At 54.7% G+C, this 23488-nt stretch carries 16 protein-coding genes and 1 pseudogene; 7 read left to right on the plus strand and 10 right to left on the minus strand.

Going from position 1 to position 23488, the window contains the following annotated elements; genetic code table 11:
- Positions 1-65 precede the first annotated feature (65 nt).
- The 4 genes from NYE69_RS11475 to NYE69_RS11490 all read right to left on the minus strand — a co-directional run bounded on the left by NYE69_RS11475 (position 66) and on the right by NYE69_RS11490 (position 5954).
- Positions 66-2756 (minus strand): glycoside hydrolase family 9 protein, encoded by a 2691-nt coding sequence (locus NYE69_RS11475; protein ID WP_445744829.1) that lies wholly within the window; start codon positions 2754-2756, stop codon positions 66-68.
- A 438-nt stretch (positions 2757-3194) separates the two neighbouring features.
- Positions 3195-4013 carry an adenosylmethionine decarboxylase gene (speD, locus tag NYE69_RS11480; RefSeq protein WP_213510486.1) on the minus strand — a complete coding sequence of 273 codons (819 nt, stop codon included), beginning with the start codon at positions 4011-4013 and terminating at the stop codon, positions 3195-3197.
- Positions 4014-4125: 112 nt separating this feature from the next.
- Positions 4126-5061, minus strand: coding sequence for a putative RNA methyltransferase (locus NYE69_RS11485; protein WP_213510485.1), 936 nt, complete (start codon positions 5059-5061; stop codon positions 4126-4128).
- Positions 5062-5270: 209 nt separating this feature from the next.
- Complete coding sequence (locus NYE69_RS11490) at positions 5271-5954, minus strand: LysM peptidoglycan-binding domain-containing protein (protein ID WP_340926302.1); 684 nt, start codon at positions 5952-5954, stop codon at positions 5271-5273.
- Between the two features lie 503 nt (positions 5955-6457).
- Between NYE69_RS11490 and NYE69_RS11495 the strand changes: the two genes are divergently transcribed.
- Both NYE69_RS11495 and NYE69_RS11500 read left to right on the plus strand, forming a co-directional pair.
- On the plus strand, positions 6458-7024 hold the full coding sequence (locus tag NYE69_RS11495; RefSeq protein ID WP_340926303.1) for a DUF1697 domain-containing protein: 567 nt from the start codon (positions 6458-6460) through the stop codon (positions 7022-7024).
- 363 nt (positions 7025-7387) lie between these two features.
- On the plus strand, positions 7388-8182 hold the full coding sequence (locus NYE69_RS11500) for an SDR family NAD(P)-dependent oxidoreductase (protein ID WP_036624991.1): 795 nt from the start codon (positions 7388-7390) through the stop codon (positions 8180-8182).
- A gap of 368 nt (positions 8183-8550) precedes the next feature.
- On the opposite strand, the gene NYE69_RS11505 is transcribed toward NYE69_RS11500, so the two are convergent.
- From NYE69_RS11505 to zwf, 3 genes are all read right to left on the minus strand, one after another.
- Positions 8551-9225, minus strand: a complete 675-nt coding sequence (locus NYE69_RS11505; protein ID WP_036624989.1) for a uracil-DNA glycosylase — start codon at positions 9223-9225, stop codon at positions 8551-8553.
- A 546-nt stretch (positions 9226-9771) separates the two neighbouring features.
- Positions 9772-10434: a fructose-6-phosphate aldolase gene (fsa, locus tag NYE69_RS11510; protein WP_124331719.1), complete on the minus strand. Its 663-nt coding sequence runs from the start codon at positions 10432-10434 to the stop codon at positions 9772-9774.
- A 32-nt stretch (positions 10435-10466) separates the two neighbouring features.
- On the minus strand, positions 10467-11996 hold the full coding sequence (gene zwf, locus NYE69_RS11515; RefSeq protein WP_340926310.1) for a glucose-6-phosphate dehydrogenase: 1530 nt from the start codon (positions 11994-11996) through the stop codon (positions 10467-10469).
- 176 nt (positions 11997-12172) lie between these two features.
- Here zwf and NYE69_RS11520 point away from each other — a divergent pair, with 176 nt between their 5' ends.
- A complete protein-coding gene (locus NYE69_RS11520) occupies positions 12173-13054 on the plus strand; it encodes a LysR family transcriptional regulator (RefSeq protein ID WP_155620513.1) in 882 nt (293 codons plus the stop codon).
- A 480-nt stretch (positions 13055-13534) separates the two neighbouring features.
- Entirely contained in the window at positions 13535-14314 is a 780-nt protein-coding gene (locus NYE69_RS11525) for a class I SAM-dependent methyltransferase (RefSeq protein WP_340926312.1), read from the plus strand.
- 131 nt (positions 14315-14445) lie between these two features.
- On the opposite strand, the gene NYE69_RS11530 is transcribed toward NYE69_RS11525, so the two are convergent.
- Both NYE69_RS11530 and NYE69_RS33670 read right to left on the minus strand, forming a co-directional pair.
- Positions 14446-14742 carry a hypothetical protein gene (locus tag NYE69_RS11530; protein ID WP_340930606.1) on the minus strand — a complete coding sequence of 99 codons (297 nt, stop codon included), beginning with the start codon at positions 14740-14742 and terminating at the stop codon, positions 14446-14448.
- Between the two features lie 32 nt (positions 14743-14774).
- A complete protein-coding gene (locus NYE69_RS33670) occupies positions 14775-14924 on the minus strand; it encodes a hypothetical protein (protein ID WP_445744766.1) in 150 nt (49 codons plus the stop codon).
- Between the two features lie 205 nt (positions 14925-15129).
- On the opposite strand from NYE69_RS33670, the pseudogene NYE69_RS11540 reads away from it, so the two are divergent.
- Positions 15130-15537 (plus strand): annotated as a pseudogene (locus NYE69_RS11540) (DUF1186 domain-containing protein); the annotation flags it as partial.
- 56 nt (positions 15538-15593) lie between these two features.
- Here NYE69_RS11540 and NYE69_RS11545 read toward each other — a convergent pair.
- A complete protein-coding gene (locus NYE69_RS11545) occupies positions 15594-16109 on the minus strand; it encodes a VOC family protein (RefSeq protein WP_213510477.1) in 516 nt (171 codons plus the stop codon).
- Between the two features lie 482 nt (positions 16110-16591).
- Between NYE69_RS11545 and NYE69_RS11550 the strand changes: the two genes are divergently transcribed.
- Together NYE69_RS11550 and NYE69_RS11555 are read left to right on the plus strand one after the other, a co-directional pair.
- Positions 16592-22261 carry a glycerophosphodiester phosphodiesterase family protein gene (locus tag NYE69_RS11550; RefSeq protein ID WP_340926313.1) on the plus strand — a complete coding sequence of 1890 codons (5670 nt, stop codon included), beginning with the start codon at positions 16592-16594 and terminating at the stop codon, positions 22259-22261.
- Between the two features lie 248 nt (positions 22262-22509).
- On the plus strand, positions 22510-23307 hold the full coding sequence (locus NYE69_RS11555) for an HAD-IIA family hydrolase (RefSeq protein WP_340930370.1): 798 nt from the start codon (positions 22510-22512) through the stop codon (positions 23305-23307).
- Positions 23308-23488 lie beyond the last annotated feature (181 nt).

Consider the following 23488-nt stretch of genomic DNA (forward strand, 5'->3'; position numbering starts at 1 on the left):
TTTATATCATCCTTTCATGGATATTGGTTTTGGTGCCGCTATAAGATTTCCGCAAAATAGCGGGCTTAAGGCTCGACGCCCCAGACGAGCGTTCCGTTCCGGTAAAGCGTCACTTTGTCCCAGTCGGCAAACTGCTGCTGAGATCCGCTGTAGGAATAATCGTCGGATTCGTTATAATTGCTCCAGTCGGTTTTGTTGACGCGGGTTTGGATTTCTCCGCTGTCCGCGCCGGGAGCCAGATTGCCCGCTCCGGGAGTAAAGGAGACCTCCAGGTAGTAATCGCTGCCGTCCGCTGCGCTATCCGATTTCACGAACCGGCCGCTCACGTTGCCGCTGCCGATGAAGGCATAGTCGCAGTTGAACTGCTGGGACTTGTCCCCGTCGATCGTGTAATAGTAGCGCAGAGTAAGCTCGCTGAGCGGAACGGCCTCATCGCCGGTGTTGACGATGCGGAAGTGCGGCCGCAGCTGGTTGTCTCCGGCATTTGCGTCATTGTTGCGGTATTGAACCTTCAAATCCCCTTCCGCCGGCGTCTGCGCTTCGCGCGGCTTGGCGCTGACCTGGGCTGAAGGGAGGCTCTCTCCGGCGGCGTTTGTCGCGGTGATGACGTAATAATAGGTCGTATCGTTGATCACCGCGGAATCGGTATACGCGGCCGCGGTCACCGTTCCTACCGTCTCGTAAGGACCGCCGCTGGCCAGCGATCTTTTCACCAAATACGCTTCGGCGCCGTTTACGGCGTTCCAGGACAATTGGACGAAACCGTCGCCCGGAACGGCGCGAACATTGCGCGGGGCGGCCGGTGCCGTCGGTTCTCCCGGATTTCCGCCTCCGGCGGGCAGCTCGCCGAACACGTGGCGGCCGGCGTCAAACACGGGAATGTACGGCGTTTTGACCGGAGAAGCTGCGCCCGTCGCGATTCCCTGGAACGAGAAGTCATTGGTATTGTCCCAAAAATTCGTATTCTCCGGCGCGGCGATGCGGAACTGCACTTCCTTCCGGAAATCCGACTGACCGCCGGGATAAATGCGGGTTCCCGAGAAATCGACCGTCGTGTAGTAAATATGATTGTTCTCGTCATACGGCTGAAGCTGGGATACCGTCGCTCCCTGATTGTAGCCTCCCACCGTAACCTTGATGTCCTCCGGACCGTATCCGGCCTCGATGGCCTCGCTGAGGTCGACGTAGTAGCGGAAAGACATGTCCTCGCTGGCGCGTGCCGGCCAGGCCGAGCGGTTGTTCAGCAGCGCGCGGATTTCCACGAAGTTGCTGCCGCTGACATTAACCGAAGCCTCGACGAACATTTCGTCCTCGCGCTCTTCCGGAGCGGGAAAGGAGGGAAGCGGCTGCTGACCTTGGCCGTGAAGGATCATCATTTTCGCCAAAGCGCCGGTGAAGCCTGCGTTATAATCGGTGGCCACTTCATTGGAGACATAATCGTTGACCGAATCCTTGTAGGTATCGTCTTTGTTAGGTCCCCCGACGAGTGCGCCGTATAGAGTATGGCGATGGTTCTCCGGCACGCTCAGATTGTCGGCCCAGGAGCCGTGGGCGGTGCGGTGATGCGGATGCTCCGGCGGATTGTTGCCGTAACCGACGACATAGCTGCTTTGGCGCGGATTGTCGCCAAGCATGTAAAGAATTTGCCGTTCGGCGAATGAACGCGCGTTTATTTTCTTCGCGGGATCGCTCACCCAGTCGGAGTAAACAAAGGCGAGAAAAGCCTGGTTAGCCGAATAACGCAGGGCTCCCCATTGATCGAGATGGGCCAGTCCTCCCGGTGTATACGCGACGCGTTCACCGGTTCCCGCAACGCCGGTCGTCCAGAATTCCATGTTCTTTTCCGTCGAGCGGACGAACTTGGGATCGCCGGTGATCCGGGCCAGCAGCAGCTGCGCGCCGTAATGCTTGTCGTCCCAGCCATGCGTCCATTTATAGTCCCAATCGCCCTGCTGGTTGGTGCCCCATTCCTTGCTGGCGGCGATCGCCTTATCGAGATACGTTTGATCATTGGTGGCCAAATACAGCCACACCGCGCCCCAGCTCAGTTCGTCGGCATATCCGCTCCAGGAATTGTAGAACTCCTTGACACCGGTAATGCTGTCGGAATATTTGCCCCGGTACCGGTCGGCGAAGTCGTATAACTCCTTGGCGTGACCAAGCAGCTTGTCCGCGTAAGCCGGGTCGCTGTCCCGAAAAACAATCGAACTTGCGGCGAGCGCCGCGGCCGTTTCCCCGGCCAGATCGGAGCCGGGATGAGCGGCGTCGATTTTGTAGGCGGGCCGCGCCATCGGCATCACTTCCGCCGGTCCCCACCATTTGTGGTCCGCGTTGCCGTCGCCAATCTGGCCCCACAGTTCGTTCGGGGCCGTGTGGGCTTTCATGAAATAATCCGTCGCCCAGCGGATATTATCCAAAATTTCATCAAGCTGCCCGGACTGTTCGTATCCTTCCCGGTACTCATAAACCGACCATGCAAGCATAGTTGCGGTAGAGGCCATGGGAAACCCGAATTTGACGTGGTCTCCGGCATCGTACCATCCTCCCGTCAGGTCGTGGCCGACGTCCGCACCGTCCTGAAGCCCCGAATCGCCGCGCCACTCCACGCGGTTGTTTTCCGGGAGCTTGCCCGACCGCTGGGCTTCATAGAAATACATCGATTTTTGCAGCGCTTCGGCGTAGTTATAATCGGATGCCGCCGCGTTTGCTGCAGGAGAGAAAGCGCCCCATCCCGAATAACCTGTAAGCGCTATCATGAGGCTAAATGACAGCATACCACCTTTCCTGATCCTTTTGCCCATTTGCTAGATTCCATCCTCCTTCTTAAGCGATTCTACGAGAAAACAAAAGTTGCGGCGCTTGCTGGCCGAACAGCCCTCGTTTCTCCTAAAACCCGAAATTATGCCGGCCGGAGTAACGTTTAAACCAATAAAACGATCCGTTCACCTCACTTTCAGTTTCAATATAAGGGGGTGAGTAACAGACTAGCGAGAGGATAAGTTATCCGACCTACCCATAATATACCAAATGATGTCATGGAATTCTATAATCAACAACTAATATTTATCAAAAATCTACAAAATATTACTTTGGAACTACCATTTATAAAATTTAAGGCGTTCGAATTTCCGTGCATAGAAGAGGCTGCCCTTAACCTGATCCGGTCAGGGGCAGCCTTTAGGTTGGGGGGCATCCTATGCCCGGGCCGGCTCGATATTTTTGCCGTAGAAGATTTCATCCATTTCCGCAACGAGCCTTTCCGTCATTTCCTTTTGCTCCTCGGGCGTCAGCGTCTCTTTCGTGTAACCGAACAAATAATTGTTTAAATCAAACTGCTTCAGCCTGCATTTCGTATGAAAAATATGCTCCTGATAGACGTTGACGTCGATCATTTGATAAAGTTCGATCACTTCGTCGGGAATATAATTTTGAATGGAGCTGATAGCGTGGTCGATAAACAGCTTCTGGCCGTTGATGTCCCGGGTGAACCCTCTGACCCGGTAATCGATCGTCATGATGTCCGAATCAAACGAATGGATCAGATAGTTGAGCGCCTTCAAGGGAGAAATTTCACCGCAGGTGGAGACGTCGATATCGGCCCGGAAGGTGCTGATGCCTTCGTTCGGATCGTATTCCGGATACGTATGGACGGTGATATGGCTTTTGTCGAGCTGCATGACGACGGACTCGGGAAGCGGGCCGGGAGATTCGGCAAAAGATTCGGTAGGCACCTCCACCACCGGGCCTTCGGAGACGAGCATCGTGACGCTGGCCCCCTGGGGGACATAATCCTGGTTGGCGATGTTCAGAACATGGGCGCCGATGATGTTCGCCACGTTGACAAGAATGTTCGTCAGACGGTCCGAATTGTACTCGTCGTCGATATAAGCGATATACGCTTCGCGCTCTTCCTTCGTCCGGGTGTAACAAATATCGTACATATTAAAGCTTAACGTCTTGGTCAGATTGTTGAACCCATGCAGTTGAACGCGCTGCTGCGGCGTCAGCTTCATCAGGCAATCCCCTCCAGTATAGGTTTACCTTAATTTTTATTCCCATTCTGGCGGAAAAAAAACGCGAGCACCCGGGTTTTTATGCTCCTCGGGTACTCGCGTCCGGCATGTATCAATCACAGCATCGATTTGTTCCGATTAGGATTCGGTAGTCGAACATTACGGTTAGCTCCGGCTGCCGGGTGACGCGGGCCGCCCGGTCCGCCGGCAGATTCCAAAGCAAGGGGGTCATCGCTACCAAATGCCCGATCTCATCATGCCGCAGCGTGACGGGATATTGAATCCGCCGGGAAAGGACGAGCTCAAAATGCTCGGCAAACCGTTCGACGGTGCGGGCATTCGAGTACGATTTTTTCGCGCTGTCTCCGTAAAACCGTGCGCGCAAAGGCTGCAAATACTCCGTTTCGGGAACGACCTTGATCAGCAGCCCGCCGGGCGCAAGCAGACGTTTAAACTCCGCGTAATTGGAAGGCGACAGCAGGTTGAGAATGCCGTGCATTCCCCCGTCCGCAAAGGGGTTTTGGGCCAAGTCGGAAACGCACCATAGGATATCGTGACGCTCCTTACGGCCGTTTTGGACGTCTGCTGCGGCATGCTTGGCTGCCAGGCGGATGCCTTCCTTGGAAATGTCGATGCCGATTCCCAGGGGAGCGCCCAGCGGTCCGGTCCCTAACTTATGCAAAATGGCGGACAGATGGGAGCCTTCGCCGCAGCCCGCATCCATGATTACAGGTTTATCGGGAGCCAAGGCGGGCAGCCGGTTGGCGATTTCGCCGCAAAGGGCGGAGATCAGCGGTTCGAAATAACCGCGCTCATGCAGAAGCCGGCGCGCTTCAAACAGCCGCCCGTCGTATTTAGTCGTTTTGGCGGCGCGCGGCAGCAGATGCACGTACCCCGGCTTGGCCAAATCAAAGCAATGCCCCTGCGGGCAGATCAGGCTTTTTAAATGGTTAACGGCCATGCGGCCGGAACAGATCGGGCAAATAAACAGATGCGCATATTCGGCAAAAAGGGATTGCCATGCAGTAATTTTTCCATTGGCGGACATAGAATCACCCCATTCTCATTCGTATTTACGTGAATGAAAAAAGGCACAGATAAATAAACCCGGCAGCTACAATTCAAAAAAAAGCCGAGTTTACGCCATCCGTACCTTTCATTAACGTAAGCGAATGTAATGGATCATGATTCAAAAGTCACTCCAATGCGAATGTGATCCTTATTATTATACCTTCCCGCAGACGTGTCATTCAACATCTATTGTGCCTCTGTCTCCACCGTGTAACTGAAGGAATGCCACACTCCGAAATTGTCTTTGACCGTGATTCCCCGCCGTCCTCCCATGGCGGCATCCAGGTAGTAGGGATAGCTTCTGCCTCCGGTGTAATGGCCGCGGTAGGAGCCGGCGAACGTGACGGGAACGGCCTCGAACCGGATTTCGCGGGGCGTTACGCTAAGCACGCGGGTCGTTTGCTTGGAAGAGCCGTAGTTGGCTTCTTCCGTCTGCTGCACGCTGCTCTCGGCCTTCAGCATGTTGATGTCGCTTTGCATCGCGGTGAGCGTCTCGCGAACCCCCGAAATATCGGCCGCTCCTCCGGCCCCGATCGCGGGGATGCAAAGGCGCTGGCCAACCCGCAAGGCATTCGGATCCGTTCCCGGGTTGGCCTCCAAAATACTTGAAACGCGGACTCCGTAGGCTTGCGCTATGGCGTACAGCGTATCCCCGGGCTCAATGATTTTTGAGAAATGATTGGGCGGGCAGGATGGGATGCAGATCACCTGGCCGATCTGGAGATTGTTCGGGTCGACTCCCGGATTGGCCGCGAGGATACGGGACACGCTCGATTCCAGCCGGAAGGCGATGTAATTCAGCGTATCTCCGGGCTGGACCGTATAAGGGTAGTGCTCTGCAGGGCACTGCCGATAGTAGTAATTAAACAAGGAAACGTTCTCCCTTCTATGAACGGTTTTCCTATACACTATGCGAATGCTGGGCGTCTGTTACCTATATGGGGGGTCTCTATTTGTGGCCGTACTCGCGGCCCCTTCGCAGTCTTCTAAGGCTCAACCTAATAATCAGTGCTTGACAGTCATATCGGCAATCGATCATGGCAAGAAATGCGGAAGGGCCTTGAAAGCTTGAGAACAGGGAAGGCCGGTTTGTTGGCCGGCAGGCAGATCAACGTCCGCTATCCGGACGCTTTGCGCGATTATCCCGTTTGATCAGAAAGCAGGGAAGAAGATCAATTCTGGAGAAGAAAATATGATGGGGAGAAGCAGACAGGCTCGAGATCATTAGACAGGTTTATGAGAAAGAATCCCCACCCTTGCCCCTGAACGAAAGGGATAATCGTGCAAAGCAGCATGCAGGGGACAACAAGACACGAACGCTATAGAGCGGTCTCAATAATTTAAGAGTAACCTAAATTCAGGGGGGACGAAACATGACGATTTACATCGCGCTGCTGCGGGGCATTAACGTCGGCGGCAAAAACATGATCAGGATGGCGGATTTGAAACGTTCTTTAACGGACAACGGTTTAAAAGAGGTGCAAACCTATATTCAAAGCGGAAATGCGCTGTTCGTATCGGATGAGGAGGAGGAAGCGCTGCGCGTGCGGATCGAACAGATTATCCGCCAGGACTTCGGCTTGGACGTCCCTGTCGTCTTAAGAACGGCTGCGGAGCTGCGAGGCGCAGCGGCAGACTGCCTGTTTACGGCAGAGGAAGTATCCGCGGCGGAATCGACTTCGGTGGGAGAATGCTTGTACGTAGCGTTTTTGCCGGGCGAGCCTTCGGTGGAGGCGCTGGAGCGATTTGCCGTTTACGCGAACGACAAGGAGCAGTTCCGCGCGGCCGGCCGGGAGGTTTATCTGCTGTTCTCCGACAGCGTCCGCAACTCCAAGCTGGCGGCGAATCTGCAGAAGCTGGACGAATCCGCCACCGTTCGCAATTGGAAGACGGTAAACAAGCTTGTGTCTTTGGCCGAAGGCTTGGAGAAGCAGCAGTAAAAGTCAGTACTGGTTCATCGGGTCCGGTTCTTGTTCCGGCGGCCAGCTAAAGGTACTTCTAGGTGCCTATGTTACCGCAAAGTGAGTACTGTTAATTTCACGATCTATGAGTGCATAATAACATAATATATAAGTTGAACTAAAAAATGCGGAGGTTAGGCAAAAGTGGGAAATGATTCTGAAGAAACGGCAGTGGTCGCCTTTGTGAGCGGATTTCTACAATATCTGAATTTAGTTTAATTAGAGAAATCCGCGAACAACAGCGATCGTAAGAACATTTCACACGGCTGCCCTGATCCGTACTATCAATAGTTCAACTTATATAGATCAGAAAATATCAGGAGAGTTACGGAGGGATGGATTATGGATTTGCAACTTCAGGGGAAAACGGCGCTCGTTACCGGGTCCACGGCCGGCATCGGCAAAGCGATCGCCGCTTCGCTGGCGGCGGAAGGCGCGGCCGTGCTTGTAAATGGCCGAAGCGTTGAGAAAGTAAATCAAGCCATCGCGGAGATTCAAGCGCGGTATCCTGCGGCGGTGCTGAGACCGGCGGCTGCCGATTTGGGCACGGAGGATGGGTGCAACAAGGTGATGGACGATTACCCGGAGCTCGACATTTTAATTAACAATCTCGGGATTTTTGAGCCGGCCGAGTATTTCGATATCCCCGACGAGCAATGGTTCAAGTTTTTTGAAGTCAATGTGATGAGCGGCGTCCGCTTGACCCGCGGGTATTTAAAACGGATGCTGGAAAAAGGGACGGGGCGGGTCATCTTCGTCGCCAGCGAAGCCGCGGTGATGCCGTCATTGGAAATGGCGCATTACAGCGCGACAAAAACGATGCAGCTTTCGGTGTCCCGCAGCTTGGCCGAGTTGACGAAAGGGACCGGCGTCACGGTCAATACGGTCATGCCCGGCTCGACGCTGACCGAAGGGGTGGAGAAGATGCTGGACACGCTGTACCCGAACGAGCAGCTGACGATCGAAGAGGCGGAAAAGAAATTCATGGCGGAAAACCGGCCGACTTCGATCATCCAGCGGCTGATCCGTCCGGAGGAAATCGCCCATTTCGTGACTTACTTGAGCAGCCCGCTATCCTCGGCGATCAACGGCGCCGCATTGCGGATCGACGGGGGACTCGTGCGAAGCGTATTCTAAGGTTGAAATTCATGACTCAACTTTCGCTATATGAAATTGGCAAGCAGGGCCCTTGATGTAATTGGGGATATCCACCATCTACCGAAAAAAATATAACGTTTTTCATGGGAAGAAGACGGTCGTATAGGATCAAATGCAAAAGTGCATTCCATTCTCCGTAAATTACCATTTTGGAGCGATTGAAATGCAAAAGTGCATCTCATTTAGGGCTGGATGATAAAAAAGCAGCTTTTGACCGGAAATGAACTGACTTTTTACATTTGAATCACCGGTTTGGAGGAGTTTCGACAAAAATCGCCTGCACTTTTGCATTTCGCGGGATTTGCTCCACCTGCTTTTAAGTTGGTTTTCGTTTTGCGAAAGTTGAGTTACAAATTCGGAAGCTGCCAATCGATTTCGGGAAGCCCCTTGGCGCGCAAAAACTGATTTGCCCGGGAAAAAGGCCGGCTGCCCAAAAATCCGCGATGAGCGGACAAGGGGCTGGGGTGCGGCGTCCGGATCTGGTGATGGTTATTGTTGCTGATGAGCGCCGCTTTTTTCTGGGCATGGCTGCCCCACAGCAGGAACACGACCGGCTCTTCTTTTTGGTTCAACGTCTCGATCACTTTGTCGGTGAAGTTCTCCCAGCCCATATCCTTGTGGGAGTTCGGCGTGTCCGCACGCACGGTCAGCACCGTGTTGAGCAGCAGCACGCCCTGCTTGGCCCATGGAACGAGATAGCCGTTATTGGGGATGGAGCAGCCGAGATCGTCCTGCAGCTCCTTGAAAATATTTTGCAGGGATGGAGGCGGCTTGATTCCCGGTTTCACGGAAAAGCTTAGCCCGTGGGCTTGCCCCGGCCCGTGATACGGGTCCTGACCTAAAATGACGACTTTCGTATCGGCAAAAGAAGTATAATGGAGCGCGTTGAAAATATCGTACATGTCGGGATAAATCGTGCGTGTTCTATATTCGTTCGCCAGAAATTTGCGCAGGTTCAAATAGTACGGTTTCGCGAATTCGGCCTCCAGGAAAGGGGCCCAATCATTTTTCAGAATAGTCAAAACATTTGTCACCTCGAGTTTAAATCTAGCGGACCGACCTTGGAAAAACGCGGCAATTTGCGGATGGGTTCCTACCCACCTCATAAAAATAGCGGAACTTTATGGTCTTATTTTCCGGAACGGGCCATGTTCATCTTCATTAGCTGAATTTCCTTATTTTTCTATGGACGTTGTGAAAAGGGTCATTTCCTTACGTTTTGAGAAAATAACGCTACAAATTTCCTCTATTTCACTCAACTTGGGGGATATCGCCGAAATAGCGACATTTTTCGCCCTTATGTTTCGTTCCGCAAGAGGAGCCGCCGCCCGCCGCCATGCTCACGTTATTCCAGCAACCGTCTGCTAGTTTGTTAAGGTTAAATTTCGACAAAGTTTCGTAAAGTTCCTGCCTTGCTGGTGAGATCGACAAAGTTTCGTGAATTTCTGCCTTGCTGGTGAGAAAGTGTCCAAGTTATCCTGGCCGGGGACATGCTCCGATACGCAAAAAGACCGCGCCCCAGCGAGGCCGAGGCGGCGGTCCATAAGGAGGAACCCGGGAGTCCGGGGTTACAGCGATTTTTTCCAGTCGGCAGCGAACTTTTCCAATCCCTGATCGGTTAATGGGTGTTTGGTCAGCTGTTCGATCACGCTAAACGGAATCGTGGCGATATGCGCGCCGGCCAGCGCGACGCGGGTCACATGGTCCGGGTGGCGTACGGAGGCGGCGATGATCTGCGATTCCAGCCCGTGAATGCGGAATACTTCCGCGACTTTCGATACCAGTTGCACGCCGTCTTCGGAAATATCGTCCAGGCGGCCGAGAAACGGCGATACGTACGTGGCGCCCGCGCGTGCGGCGAGCAGCGCCTGGTTGACGGTGAAGATGAGCGTCACGTTGGTTTTTACGCCTTTTTGGGAAAGATAACGGCAGGCTTCCAGCCCGGCGAGCGTCATCGGCAGCTTGATCGTAATCTTGGGATCGTTGTTGTTGATTTTGATCAGCTCGTTGGCCTCGGCGATCATGTCTTCTGCGGTGAGGGCGTCGGGCGTCACTTCGGCGGAGACGGATTCGACTTCGGGTACGGTCTGCAGGATTTCGGCAATCCGGTCCTCGAATTTCACGCCTTCCTTGGCAACGAGGGAAGGATTGGTCGTCACTCCGGACAAAACACCAATTTTGTAAGCTTTTTTGATGTCTTCCACATTAGCTGTGTCGATAAAAAATTTCATCGTCCTTACCTCCAATTTTAGATTTTTTGGCTTTATTTGATCGACAAGGCTTCCCGAACGCCGTTTGCGGCGGATGGATCTGCGGCGCCGGCGCCGGCCTCCCCGTCGAACCACCAACGATACCCGTCTTTCGCGAGCAATTCGTTCGCTGCCTCCGGACCGAAGGAGCCGGCCGGGTAATCGTGAAGGGGAACCCGGTCAGCCGCAAAAGCGTCCAGAATCGGTTGAACCCATTTCCAGGACAGCTCTACTTCGTCCCAATGCGCAAAATAAGTGGAATCCCCGCGCAAAGCGTCGAAAATCAAGTTTTCGTATGCTTCGGGAACCGCGTTGCCGGTTTGTTCCGACCCGATCAGCACCGGGGTAAGATCCTGTTTATGGGAAACTCCCCCCGAATTCAATTGCAGGTAAATGCCTTCGTTCGGGCTGATTTCAAACACCAGGAGATTGGGGGCCTGCCCGCCTTTTTTCGCGGCGGCCTGTTTGATCGGCTCTTTGAATTCGATCACGATCCGCGTCGATTTCTCCTTCATGCGTTTCCCGGTCCGGATGTAGAACGGGATTCCCCGCCAAAAGGCATCGTCGATCTGCAGCTTGGCGGCGATAAATGTGTCGTTGCGGGAGTCCTTGGCGATGCCGGGCTCGGATGTATAGCCGGCGACGGGTTTGCCTTGAATGACTCCATTAGTATATTGCCCGCGAACCACGTTTACTCCCACATTTTCAACCGACAACGGTTCAAGGGATTCCATCACCAGCTTTTTGTTTTGACGGACCTGCTCCATGCTGTTGCTGCTCGGCAGATGGCTGGCCAGCATCATCAGGAGCTGGAGCATATGGTTTTGGAACATATCCCTGACGGCGCCGGATTTATCGTAATAACCGGCCCGCTCCTCGACGCCGACCGTCTCGCTGGCCGTAATTTGCACATTGGCGATGTAACGGTTGTTCCATGCCGCTTGCAGCACCGGATTCGTCTGCTGCAGCACCTCCAGCTTCTGAACCATCCGTTTGCCGAGATAGTGGTCGATCCGGTAAATTTCCTCTTCGGTAAAAGCTTTGCCGAGCTGCGCGTTAAATTGGCGGGCGGATTCCAAATCGCGTCCAAACGGCTTTTCGATGATCAGCCGCTTCCAGCCTTTGGCGGAGCCGAGTCCGCTTTCCTGAATGTTGGTGCTGATCGTTTCGAACAGCTCGGGCGCCACCGACAAATAGAACATCCGGTTCGGGGCAGCCCCCAAGGCTTGCTCCCGCTGCTCGATCAACCGCAGCAAAGTTTGGTAATCCTCTTTACGGTCCACGTCGAGCACCTGGTAGCGGAACATGCCCAGGAAACGGGCCAAGGCCCCGGAATCATCGGCATCCCGTCTGGAAAAGCTGCGCAGAGATTGTTCGATGTTCGCCCGGAAGGTGTCATCGGACCACTCTCTTCGGCCAAGGCCAATCAGGGAAAAAACCTGCGGCAGTTTGCCGTCGAGATATAAATTAAACAGGGCCGGATAAATTTTCCGTTTGGCCAAATCTCCTGTCGCCCCAAACAAAACAAAGGTGCTGGCTTCCATACGTTTCTCTCCTCTCGCATAGCTTCTCTATGGTCATATTAGATGAACGGAAGACGGGATCAAATAACCCTATCTCCTATCTGTAAGCTATGGTATCTTTTTTCATAATCCACTATAATACGAATAGACTTCATATATGTAATTAATATATTTGACAGGAGATATAGATCACGTCTATGAGCATAAATTATGAATTATACAAAGTGTTTTATTGGGCCGCCAAGACAGGCAGCCTGACGCAAGCCGCCAACGCCCTGTACCTCACTCAGCCGAGCGTAAGCCACGCGATCAAACAGCTGGAGGAAAGCTTCGGGCTGACTTTGTTTTACCGGAATTCCAAGGGAGTTTCTTTAACTCAGGAGGGCGCCGTTCTTTTTTCCTACATCGAGCAGTCGCATATTTTAATGACGACAGCCGAGCAGAAAATGGCCGAGCTGAAAAATCTCGACAGCGGCGAGCTGCGGATCGGCGGCAGCGACTCGCTGTTCAAGCATTATTTGCTGCCCTTTGTGGAGGGATTCCATGTTCGGTACCCGGGGATCGGCATTCATCTGCTGCACGGGACAACGCCGGAGATTATGACGTTTCTGAAAGAGGGGAAAATCGATTTGGGCGTCGCCCGGATGCCGATTGTGGATTCGCAGATTGAGGTTCGGCAGGGAATCGAGCTGCAGGATTGCTTTGTGGCGGGCTGCCGTTTTTATGAGGAACTCAGGGACAAGGTGCTGACGCTGGAGGAACTGATAAAGTATCCGCTCATTCTGTTCTCGCGCAACAGCCGGGCGCGGATGGCCATTACGGAGCTGTTTCAAGACTATGGCTTTGAGCTCAAACCCGAAATCGAGGTCGGCAGCGTGGGGCTGCTGATCGAGATGGCGCGCAGGGGACTGGGGATTTCTTACGTGGCGCGGGAATTCGTGTCCAAAGAGCTGGAGGAGGGCTCCCTGTTCGAAATTAGGCTGGACGTCAAACTGCCGCCCTCCCAGGTCGGCATCATGAACATGCGGAATATGCCGCTTTCGCAAGCGGCCCGCCGGTTTATCGAGAGTTTTAAATAGGGGAAACGCGAAAACTAGCTTTGAAGTGCCGTTAACACGTTTCATTAAGGGCCCTCGCGAGGAACGGGCCGGTATACATCCGGCAGCGAACCCGCGGGGGCTTGCTGTTCTTGCAGAAAGTTTCCACGAACCGGCAGCCGAATAAGCCCCCGGTACATGGCGAATAGGAGTTGATCATAAATAATTGCATTTCCTACACTTGGAATTGAGTGCCTGATCCGAAAGGGAGCGATAGTTGTAAAAAGTACACTAAAAACAGGGTACAGAGGAATAAACCGAATTTTGCTCGGGTTTTACTGCAGGTTTTGCAATTAAACCGGAGATAGCAAAAAATAGTCCGAAAATAATTGTATGTTTTGCACTTACCTACATAACTTTTTTGCGAATTGAAGTATCCGGCTCTTTTTTATATAATAGAATAAAACTCGGTTTCATCAAGTGAAACTAAATACAATGAAATTTAAGCGAGGAGTGGTCCCCATGCCCATCAAATTTAACGATCCCGGAAATCAAAGGATCTATGCCGGCAGAAATGCAGACGATTCTTGGACCGGTTTTATGCGGGAAACGGTCGAGGTCACGAATCGGCGCGTTGCCGATATCGGCTGCGGAGGCGGAATTTACAGCAGGGCTTTACTCGGCATGGGAGCGGCCAGCGTTGTTGGAGTGGATTACTCCGAGGCGATGTTACAAGGAGCGGCGGAGAATTGCGCGGGGATGGACGGGATTTCCTTGGTGTACGGGAATGCGTATTGTACGGATTTGTGCGAAGGTGAATTTGACATGGTGCTGGAACGGGCGCTGATTCATCATTTGGGCGATTTGGACGCCTGTTTTAAAGAAGCGGGGCGGGTTCTGAAACCCGGCGGGGAGTTGATTGTCCAGGACCGCACGCCTGAAGACTGTCTGCTTCCGGGGGACAGCCGTCATATCCGGGGATATTTTTTCGAAAAATACCCCCGGTTGATCCAAGCGGAAACGGCGCGCCGCCATTCCTCATCCAAAGTACGGCAAGCGCTGGAGAGAAACGGGTTTCATTTGAAGAAAACCGTTTCCCTGTGGGAGACGAGGCGGATTTATGACGATATCGGCGGGTTAAGCGAGGATTTGCGCGCCCGCACAGGGCGCTCCTTGCTTTTCGAACTCAACGATGAAGAGCTGTCCGAACTTATCGCTTATATTATCCGTAAATTGCCGAAATCCACAGCCCCCATTGTGGAACAAGACCGCTGGACCGTATGGGTGGCGGTCAAAGAATAACCCGTAAAATCTGACACACCTAGAAATCGGTGTTTGACGGCTGGCTTGGCTATTGGAACGACTAATCATCAGTGTTGAAAATAACGGAACTTTAGGGTCTTATTTTCCACAATGGAGAAAGTTCATTAGCATTAGCGGTATTTTATGGTCTTATTGCCCTTTGAACGGTGTGAAAATGGTTCAACTCCCTGTGATTCAAGAAAATAGCGCCATAAATTTCCTCTATTGGATTCAACATGGGGGATATCGCCCCAATAGCGACATTTTTTTCCGTTATGTTCTCCGCTGAGATTATTCAACATGAAACGCTTGATTGTTTTGTAAAGCGCCGCTTTTAGTTTTGAGCCCAAAATCAGGCATCCGCGTCCAGCATGGCCGGCACGTTGATTTCTTTCACGCACGAAGCGTTCGAGAGATGAATGATGCATCTTACCAGTTCAATGATATCCTGCAGAGGAATCTACGCTCCACGGTAAACCGACCAGACTGCTTCGGCGCCGGCTTCATAAGGCATCTGGGTGGCCAGTTCTCCCGGATTAATGCAAGTTACGCAGATGGCGTTGGCCTCCTCAGTGATTTTGACAATGATCCGGTTTCCTTGCAGTTGCATAGCTCCTCCTGTTATTCCCAACCTACTTCCCAGGTAAGATTTGTATGTCCGGGCTTTGTCTTTTAATATACTATAAGATTTAGACTTATGATTGAAAATTCTTTTAGTACTTCAAACAGGAGATGTTGTTAAGCACATGAAGACTTTAATCGAATCTAGCCGGTATTCGTACGGTAAATTTCCCCGGGAACAATTACAGTAAATTATTGATCGTAAAGATGAAGCGATTCCCTATTTGCTGCAAATTATGGAGGAGTTGAAAGAGGACGAAGAAACGTTTCTTGGCGAGCCCTACCGGTATGATCATCTGTTTGCGATGTATCTGTTGGCCCAATTTCGCGTGAAGGAGCTTTATCCGCTGTTGGTTGAGATCTTGCTGAAGACCGGCAATTTGGCGGATGAGATACTCGGAGATACCATAGCGGAAGGTTTGGGGCAAATTCTCGCCTCGGTGTATAACGGCGATCCCGAACCGCTCATGCGGCTGATCGAAAGTCCGCAGGCCAACGAATACGCGCGGGGACAAGCGTTAAAAGCACTAGTTGCGCTTGTTTTTGATCGCCAATTGACGAGAGAGTTCGCAATGGATTACATGAAGCAATTGTTAAACGGCAGGCTTTCGGAAGGCTCCGCCATAAGAGCCTTCTTAATATTGCCCCTGAATTATTTTCAGTTACCGTTCAAACTTTTAGCCCATTCTCTCACTCTCCGGGTGCTCTCTTCTTCGGATAAATCCTCAACCCTGGTCATGATGCTCCATCTGACCCCAAAAGGATCCCAAATACTTCCGAACCGGTCGCCTGAAACAAAATTAGTAACGGCTTCTCTGACTCGTGCACCTTTGGCCACCGCATTTTCAAACACCTGATCCACGTCAGCGACATAAATGCCCAAGGAATAGCAGGCATTATCCTCGCCAGGCGGCAAAACGAGTTTATAGGACGGGTTCGCGGCTCCCAACTGCAAACATCCGTTTCCAAAATCCAATTCCGCATGAACCACTATTTTAGTGCCGTTTTCATCCGAAAACTCCGTAATATCCTTAACCCTGGCGTGAAAAACGGATTTATAGAACTCGATGGCTTCAGCAGGATGATTCACTACGATAAATGGTGTTATCGACGTAAATCCGTTAGGTACTCCATTTTTGGTGTAGTTACCGGTTGCTCCAGTGTATTTCGTCATTATTCTTCCTCCTCGTATAATCGATCAAGCATCTATTTCGAAGCTTTTCGTCATTATAAAACAATTACACTGACAGCTGCTGTCAGTATTACCTACTTAAAAAAATTCAATTACTGACTCCGATGTAACCTGAGACGAATTGACAATCCGTTTACCCGGCAATGATACAACGTTAATAAATCCCCGTTAAAGTGAAGATATCGTCAGATGTTGGAGAACCCCGCGTTCGGCTGGGCAGACGGCTCCCCTTAAAGCTATCAAAGCAATAGAATATCGGGTAGAGACAAGGAGAAAACCCTCTTTACGTTATCCGCAAGGCATAACGGACCGGATTGGTCCATGGCTTCGCGGGAGCGGAAAAGAAGGGTTTTTTTGTGCTGCCCAAAAAGCTTTGGGCCTTGCCGCTTTAGCCGGACGAGTGGCGTTTGTGCCGCATCTTTCAACCTATTTGAACTCGCACTATTACAAGGAGGGATACGCGAATGTACAAAGCAACAAAGCTGTTGAATATGATTGCCGTTCTGTCGCTCCTGGCCGGACTCGCGGAGGTTGGACTTAGGCCTGCGCAGGTTGCGGCGGCGGAACCGGGGAGGGCGGAGATACGCGCCGCTCGGACCCTGACGGCCCCCGTGATCGACGGGCGGCTCGACGAATCGTTCTGGAACGTGAGCGAGCCGCTCGCGGCGCATACCGATCCGTCCGCAAGCGACGACAGCCGGTTTGGCCTGCTGTGGGACGACACCTATTTATACATAGGTGTGCGGATCGAGGATGACACGCCGATTAGCGGGGCGTCCGGGTATTGGTTTGATCAGGACAGCCTGCACCTGTTCTTCGATCCGGCGCTGCACCGGTCGTCGCCGTTTGCGCAGGACGATATGCAGATCGGGCTCCTGTACGCGGAGGGCTCAAGCACGCCGGAGTTCCGGTTTGGCGCGGCCTTAAACAATCACGCGGGGAAGGACGAGAGGAAGGTGCTTCGTGCCATCCAGGCCACGCCGGAAGGATGGACCGCGGAGCTTGCCGTGCCGTGGGATATGCTGAATACGGATCCCCGCTTGAACCGGCAGCTCGGTCTTGAGGTGGGCGTCACCAATCGTTATGATGCCGCCGATACGGCCAAACAGCGGACAAGCTACTGGAGCGCCTACAATACGATGAGCTTTTGGAACGATACCTCGGGTTATGGGGTGGTGAACCTGGACTACGACAGCCCGGTGTCCGGAGCCGTCGATCCGGTACTGTTTCAAGAAAATTTCGATGATTTGCAGGAAGGGAACGTACCGCCCGGATGGATATCCGATGTTAATGCGGGCAGCCCGGCGTTCCGGGTGGTTCACGAAACGGCTACCGTCACCGGAGATACTTACAGCGTAACGGACACGGTGTATCAAACGTATCAGAACGGCAGACTGCGTTTTGACGGTAACGGAGCAGGGCTGCAGGCGCGGATTACGGCGCCGGTTCAAAGCGATAATTATACGGTGGAGGCGGATGTCCGCATTGAAAGCGTACTGAACGGGGCGCGCTGGGCGGCCTTGATGTTCCGGGTCCCCGCAAACGGCAAAGCCCCCTATAATCAAATGGCCGTACGCCAGAACGGCACGTACGAGTTCGCTTACCGCAAGCCCGACAACAACTGGTCCGTCCCGGCGAACGGAACATGGCGGCCGCTTGAGCTGGGTGAGGATTATACGATGAAGGTCCGGGTGTTCGGCAATAACGTCAAGGAATACATCAAGGCTAAGGACGACGCGGACTTTACCTTGTTGATGGACAGGACGCTGGAGAGCGATCTGCTGGAGCGGGGGAAAGTGGGTTTTCAGGCCGACCAGATGACGGTCTCCTTCGACAACCTGAAGGTTACGCGCATCACGGCGGACCGGCTTGACCTAAACCTGCCGGCTGCGGCGGAAGCGCTGGCCGGTCCGCTGACGGTGACCGGGACCGTGTACTACTCCGACGGCTTGGAAGAGCCTGTAACGGGGGAGGAGCTCAAGTTTTATTCTTCGGACGAGAGCGTGGTCAAGATCGTTGATAATCAGCCTGTTCCGTTGAAGGAAGGCGAGGCGACCATAACCGCGGTATACCACCAGGCGGAAGCGAGCCAAGCCGTCCGGGTGACGCCGTCGCTGACCGGGGCGAAGGTGCTGAAGCTGGCGCATGATACCGGCTACCTGCTGGCGGATGCCGGAACCCCGGTCAAGCTGGCGTCCGTCATGTTCACGGCTGAATCCAGCGATTATTCCTCGGCGGAGCTAGGCGGTGACGTTGTGGAATGGTCCGCCGAAAGCGGCGGGGCAATCCGTGTAGATGGTGGGGAATTGATGGCGGAGCATCCCGGCGTATACAAGGTGAAGGTCCGCAAGGACAACGCCGAGCTCAGCCTAATCGTCGTGGTCAAGGCCGCGGAAGACGGGGAATATGTTCTGTATGAAGAGAATTTAGATCAGTTGGCGGACGGCACGTTTCCCGAGGCTTGGACCCGCCTTCAGGGAGCATCCGAGGGCAAAGCTGGAGTGCGAGCCGGAGCGTTCGAGATGCAGGCGTCCGCATCTCCGGACAACCCGTCCCGGGTGCTGCTGCCGGATTATCTGAAGCTGTTCGGCAACTATACGATCGAGGCGGACATCACGAATGCGGCCGCGAATAACAGCGGGCGCTGGAATTCGATCATGTTCCGGATTCAAGACGGGAACTATCCTTATTATCAGATGGCCGTCCGTAAAGACCCGTCCGCATACAACGGTGTTGAATTCGCGGAACGCACGGCGTCGAACCAGTGGAACGTGATGGAGCGCGGCTCCTACACGGAGCCGATGCAGGAAGGGAAGGCGCTGCATTATACGGTGAAAGCCTTTGGGAACCGGGTCCAGGAATGGGTGGGCGAGCTGATGATGATCGATTCGCTCAAGGCAACCGCCTACGATAAAGGCGGCATCGGCTTCCAGGCGGACGGCAGCGACATGAGAATCGACAACATCCGGGTGACGCTGCTGGAACAGCCGCTGCCCGCTCCGGCGATCGAACCGTTCATTAAGGTGGCGGAGCCGGAAACGCGGATTGCTATGGCGCCAACGATTGTGACCGACATTGCAAGTCAGGGCGACCTGGCCAAGCTGACGGGGAGCCAATTGCCCGCCACGGCGATTTTTCACCTGAACGCGGAGTTGAGCGTGACGGAACCCGGCGGCGGCCGGGAAATAGCGAGCCTTGAGGAGGCGCTTGCCGCGGCCGGCGATAAGGTCATTCCGGCTTTTTATGTCACCGAAGAGCTGGCCGTGGATCGGCTGGTTCATGAACTGCGCGCTCGTGGGCTGGAGGATGTGTTTATCGTTTCGGAGCGGGCGGATCTGGTCAAAAGAGCCCGTGCGGCATACCCGATGATCCGCGGCATTCTGGATTTCACCTCCATCGCCAATCCTTCCCGGGAGGAACTGCTGGACATCCGCAGGCAGACGGCCGCGAGCCAGGCGCGGATCGCGCTGCTGCCGCAAAGCGCGGCAACCCGCGAGAATGTGTCCTACTTGCAGAAGCTAGCGATCATGGTCTGGAGCAAGGAAGCGCCTGACTCCTCCGGCGGGGTCTTACCGCTGCACCGCATGATTACGGCCGGGGTCAACGGGCTGGTGGCCGCCGAGCCGGCCGAGGCGCATGAAGCGCTGAAGCTGTACGGACGGGACACGACGCTGGTGCGGAAAGTCTATATGATCGGGCACCGCGGCATGCCTTCCGTATCGCCGGAAAACACGATCGAAAGCAATACCTTGGCTTTGGACGCCGGAGCCGACTACATTGAAAACGACATGTTCCTGACCAAAGACGGCTACCTGATCATTTCGCACTCTTCCGTGCTGGAAACGACAACGGACGGTTATGGACCGGTGGAAAACCATACGCTGGCCGAGCTTAAGGCGTTTAACGCCAACAAGCCTTATCCGCAGGGCTTTCCGGTAGTCCGGATGCCGACGCTGGACGAACAGCTGGAGCTGGCCCGCGCCAGAGGGCGGATGGTGTACGCCGAGATCAAAACCGAGACGCCGGCGGCGGTGGATGCTTTTGTCAGCACCGTGAAAAAACATAACGCCGAGGATATCGTCAATGTCATGTCCTTTTATCCGGCGCAGTTGGACCGGCTGGCGGTTTTGATGCCGGAAATGAACGCCGGCCTGCTGACCGGCTATATCGCCAGCGAAAACAATGTGGAGGGTTCGCTGCGCGACACGCTCAAAGCGTTATCCAAGCAGAACTGGACTTATAATACCGATTATAACGGGCTGGGTCCGAAATTTATGGAAGCGGCCAAGCACCGCGGGCTCCTGATTTCCCCGTGGACGCTAAATAAGCGCGAGGATATCGTCAAGTATTTTAAAATGGGCGCGTTTGGCATTACCACAGATTATACGTATTACGCTTCCGATTGGGCCGCTTCGCTTGCCGCCCGGGAGCCGGTCATTACCCTGAACAAGGGGGAGAGCCGGACTTTAAGCGCCCAGGTGGAGACGTACAAAGGCGACAAGACAGAGGTCGCGCCTGAAGTCGTGCTGCTTGCCGGGGCTGACGCGGTGCAGGCGGACGGGGCGACGGTAAAGGCGGTCGGAGCCGGTAAAGCCTACGCGCTGTTGCGTTATTCCGCTGCGATCGACGGCGGCGGCACCTACGACCTGTACTCCGAGCCCGTGGAAATCGCCGTTAACGGCGGTGGAGACAGCGGCGGTGAGCCGCCGGGAGGTGGCGGCGATAACAATGGAGGAGGCAATAACGGAGGAGGCAATAACAGCGGAGGAAACAACGGAGGTGGCGGCAATGGCGGCAACAATGGCAACAACGGCGGGGGCAGTGGTAATGGCGGCAGCAGCGGCGGCGGTTCGCCCGGCAACAGCAGCGCTGGCGGAACGAACAGCGGAAATAGCGGAGCGCCCGAAACCGGCGGCGTTTCGCAGCCAGGTCAAGCAGAGCAGACAGGCGTTATGGAAGCCGCCGGCGGCGCGGTTTCGGCCGCGGAGCTGGAGCAGGCGTTCCGGGACGGCCGGCGGGTTGAGGTCAGGTTTACGGGCGAGCGTCTGACGCTGCCGTTGTCCGCGCTGGCCGCAGCGGCCGGAATGAGCGGAGCGGAGCTTACGGCGGTTAACACCGACCTGAACGCGGGCTACAGACTGCCGCTGCGGCAGCTCGATGCCGCACAGGCGGCCAGGGCGCTCGGCGTTAACGCGGACGCGTTGGAGCTGATCGTCACCGTTCGCGGGCTGGACGGCGCTGAGGCGGAAGCCGTACGGAACGCCGCCGATCGTGCGGGCGGAACGCTGGCCGGGCCTGTGGTGGAGTTCGGCCTGCAGGCGGCGGATCGTTCGTCCAAGTCCGCCGTACCGTTTGCGCTCCTTGGCAGCATCAAGTATATCGGCATCAAAGGGAATGGAAATACCATGGAAATCGCCGGTGCACGGTACGACACGGCACGGAAGGCGCTGGCCTTCACGCCGGGCCGGTATGCGGCTGACGCTTCGGAAGTCGTCCTGACCCATGGCGGCAACGGGATTTATACGGCCGTCGCCATGAATAAGGACTTCGCCGACATGAACGGCCACTGGGCCGAAGCCGCCGCCGAGAAGCTGGCGAACCGGCTGCTCTTGAGCGGCACCGGCAGCGGAGCGTTCGAACCCGGCCGCGCCGTGACCCGGGCGGAATTTGCGGCGATGCTGGTGCGCGCGTTGGGGCTAAGCGATAGCGCAAGCACGGCCGCTGCGGAGCAGGGCGCGCCGACTCCGGCGCTGTTCGATGTCGGCGCGGATGATTGGTTCGCTCCGTATGTGCGGGCCGCTTCTGCGGCCGGGCTTGTGAGCGGCTATGCCGATGGAACCTTCCGCCCGGGCGCTCCTGTTACCCGCGGCGAACAGGCGGTCATGATGGCCAGGGCCATGAAGCTGGCCGCTCTTGGCGGCGAAGGCGCGGCTGCGGGAGGCTCCGGCGCGCTTGAGCGGTTCCGCGACGCCTCCGAGGTGAAATGGGGACAAGCGGAATGGAGCCTGGTCCTTGAGGCGGGCTTGTTTAACGGCATATCCGGGAACAGGCTGGCACCGGCAAGCCCGTCGTCGCGCGCGCAGTCGGCGGTCGTACTGGACCGTTTCCTCGATGCGGCCGGGTTTCTGAAATAAGGTTACGGGATGGGCGTGAAGCCTGCGCACTCTTTTGCAAACCGTTAACATGACGTTAATACGGGGATAACACAGAAGGTTTATTATAAAGTAAGAAGTTTTTTCAATAACATCATCATTTAAGGGTCGGAGACGAGGAGAAAGCCCTTATGCGGTACCGGAGGAATGGCCTGTTTGCCAAACCTGCTTCCGTGCGCCGCATAACGGGCTTTTTTGTGTTGTCCGCACCAAAGGAGGCTGCTCATTCATTGCCGGACACGCTGTCATTTGAAACGTACTTTTTCGATTTGGACGGCACCATCTTTCTGGGTGACATCCTGCTGCCCGGCGTGCAGGAAACGCTGTGCCATTTAAGAAGCTTGAACAAACAAGTAAGGTTTTTGAGCAATACGACCATCCGCACCCGCGGGGAATGTCGGGACCGACTGCTGCAGCTTGGCCTTGCCGCGCATGAGGAGGAAATCGTGACGGCGGGGTTCATGTCCGCCGCTTACTTTCTGGAATCACATGGAGCGGTGCGAGTACTCGTTGCCGGGGAGAAGGCGCTGCGCGATGAACTCGTCTCGGCCGGAGTGGAAACGACGGACGATCCGGCGCGGGCGACGCATGTGCTGGTCGGCATGGACCGGGAGTTCGACTACGGTAAGCTGCACCGGGCGATGAAGGCGGTGCGGAACGGTGCGCAACTGATCGCCGCCAATCCGGATCCGAACTGCCCGGTGGCCGGGGATCTGATTCCCGACACCTGGTCCATGGTCAAGGCGATCGAAGCCGCGAGCATGGGGACGGTAGGCGAAGTCATCGGCAAGCCGTCCGCCTATTTCGCGGCCAAGGTGCTGGAATGGAGCGGTACGAGCGGCGACCGCTGTCTCATGATCGGGGACCGGCTGGACACTGACATCGTGTTCGGGGTTAGCCACGGCATGCGGACCGCGCTTGTGCTGACCGGGGTCGCCTCGCTTGGGGATCTGGAACAGTTTCCGGTCATGCCGGATTTTGTCTGGACCACGCTGGACGAACTGCTTGGGCAGGCCGGGGAGATTTGAAACTGCCGGCCCGAATTTAACCGCGTTTTTACCCGGTGCTAATCATGGAAATAAACGAGTTTGCTACAGTGGAAGAAATGCCGGTCCCTATATGTGCGAGTTCAAAAAGTCGGCTTTTCAGCACCGATTGAACAACCTCTATAAGCGGCGATTCTTCCGCACACCAATATATGAAATATGG

The organism is Paenibacillus sp. FSL R5-0527 (assembly GCF_038008055.1).
Lineage (GTDB): Bacteria > Bacillota > Bacilli > Paenibacillales > Paenibacillaceae > Fontibacillus > Fontibacillus macerans.